The organism is Mesorhizobium sp. LNHC229A00, assembly GCF_000502415.1.
Lineage (GTDB): Bacteria > Pseudomonadota > Alphaproteobacteria > Rhizobiales > Rhizobiaceae > Mesorhizobium.
Genome location: NZ_AYWQ01000057.1, coordinates 1 through 2,084, shown reverse-complemented (window position 1 = coordinate 2,084; position 2,084 = coordinate 1). Strand labels below are relative to the sequence as shown.

At 55.0% G+C, this 2,084-nt stretch carries 2 protein-coding genes and 1 pseudogene; 1 reads left to right on the top strand and 2 read right to left on the bottom strand.

Annotated elements, in window-relative coordinates; all coding sequences use genetic code 11:
- Window positions 1–417 (bottom strand): DUF4011 domain-containing protein (locus tag X742_RS01000000171115; protein ID WP_156939496.1); only part of this gene is annotated, 417 nt, incomplete at its 3' end.
- Between the two features lie 623 nt (window positions 418–1,040).
- Here X742_RS01000000171115 and X742_RS1000000173575 point away from each other — a divergent pair.
- Window positions 1,041–1,781, top strand: coding sequence for a thermonuclease family protein (locus X742_RS1000000173575; RefSeq protein WP_084567578.1), 741 nt, complete (start codon window positions 1,041–1,043; stop codon window positions 1,779–1,781).
- 31 nt (window positions 1,782–1,812) lie between these two features.
- Here X742_RS1000000173575 and X742_RS1000000175280 read toward each other — a convergent pair.
- Window positions 1,813–2,084, bottom strand: a pseudogene (locus X742_RS1000000175280) (hypothetical protein); the annotation flags it as partial.

Here is a 2,084-nt window from a genome sequence, read left to right as displayed (position 1 = left end):
GTAGAGATCAAGGAGCCGGCGCTGCAGCCCCGTTGGGGTCATCCTCGTCTGAAGCTTGGTGTCAGAATGTCGCGCAGATACCCCTCTATCGTCGAATCCTTCGTCCTCAGGCTGAGCAAGAGCAACGGGGGAATAGTCGATTTCCTCGTCTGGAGGGCTGCTTTCAACCTGGCCTGCCTTCGGCCGATCCGGCTTGCCGGCCAGGAAGGTAAAAGCCTTTCCTTCGCTCACCAGCAATCGATAGATCTCAGACGACCTCTCGTCGACAATATCGATCGTCTTCGCGCTCTTTGAAAACCGTGGCACATTCAAAAGTCGGTTGCGAGCAGAAAGGTCGAGCAATTCCATCCTGGCTCGCTCGAGCTTTTCCTTTAAAGGCAGATCGCTTTGGAAGACCGATTTTTCAACTTCCGACACTCACACCCCCCTGATAGGCTGGACACATAGAGCCTAGACAAGGGCTGTCCGCAACATAAAATGCTGGTTTTTCAACCTCGAATGGCTGCCACCAACACTTCAATCGTTTAGTATTGTGAGCACTGCGGGTTGGTGGAAAAATTGCGGATGTTTGTTTAATGTTCCGGACACTTCGCCTCCCCACCTTAATCTCGAGGTTCCCTTTCGGACAAAATGCCATCATATCTGTGGACGAGGTGTTGGCAGCTCTGGCATCCGCCTCGCCGGCCACGACCAAGTGGCGCACAAGCCGACTTCTTTTTGAATCGGCCTCCTAATTTCATTCCGAGAAAACTTGTAGGCTCCAGCGCGGAAAGATGGTCGTGTTTACGGAAAAGGTAACTACAAAGTCGTGACTTCGGGCTGATCTGAGAAGGCACCATGGTGTTCAAAGCGCCGAACTACAAGGCAAACCAGCGCCAGCGAAAAAGGCGCCTACGAATGGTGCAGAGGCACGTTACAAATCATGCAGCTTGCGTTTCGCAAAGGATCGGAAATTGAGTAACAATCGCTATTCTCATCGTCGCCGCGCGCGACCAAGGCGCGGCGCGGAACCAATTGTCCGCAGACGTTTCTCTCCAGATGTGCGCTTGCCTCTGATCCTGGTGATCGTGGTGGCCTTGGCTGATTACGCGACCCACTATTTTACAGGCTCGGGCGACCAGTTACGTGATCTGGATATAGCAAACTCGACCGGGTCGAGACGGGCGCCGATTGTAGGCATAGCATCGGTGATTGATGGAGACACGATAGAGATCCACGGGCAGCGCGTCCGCTTCAACGGCATCGATGCACCCGAAAGCCGCCAATACTGCAATGACGCTAGCGCACATCAATACCCCTGCGGGCGCCAGGCGGCCGAAGCATTGGCGAATTTCCTTGCGGCTTCGCAGCCTGTCCAATGCACATTTGTTTCATGGGATCGGTACCGTCGCTTCGTCGGTGATTGTCGGCGCGCGGACGGTGTCAGCGTCGCGTCCTGGATGGTCGAACATGGCCAAGCCTTGGACTGGCCCCGCTATAGCCACGGCGCCTATGCGCAACAGCAAACTAATGCTGAAACCGCAAAGGTTGGAATCTGGATTGGGACGTTTGACAACCCTTGGGATTGGCGCCAACAACATGCCGAATCTGCGAGCCCAACCAAAAGCCCCCTTGGGCTTGTCAGCCGTCGCCAAGTAGCACAGAGCTACTCATGCCAACCTCGCCGCTTGTGCACGCAGATTTCATCTTGCGAAGAAGCGCGTTGGTATCTCGCCAACTGCTCATGGGGGAGCAAGTTGGATCGAGATAGCGATGGGATTCCGTGCGAAGGCGTTTGCTGACCTGGGCTCACGCTGAGCCCATCCCCAACCATCACTCCCTAGTGTGCGCATTTAGCGTTATGGATTGGCGGTCGGAGCTTCGATGCAATTGCGCGAGTGCCGATAGAGCCTGGCAAAAGGGCTGGCTGACGTTTGTCTTGGAAAATTCCACCAGCTCGTTAAGTCCGGACGGGCTAGAAAACCGCAACGCTTCGTAGCGGCATACAGGGATCTGCCGATTGTCTTTGAAGCGCTTGTCAGGCCCGCCGTTTTTGTTTGGGTGAGCCCAGGTGTAGCTCACGATCTCCGCATCAGATGGAACTT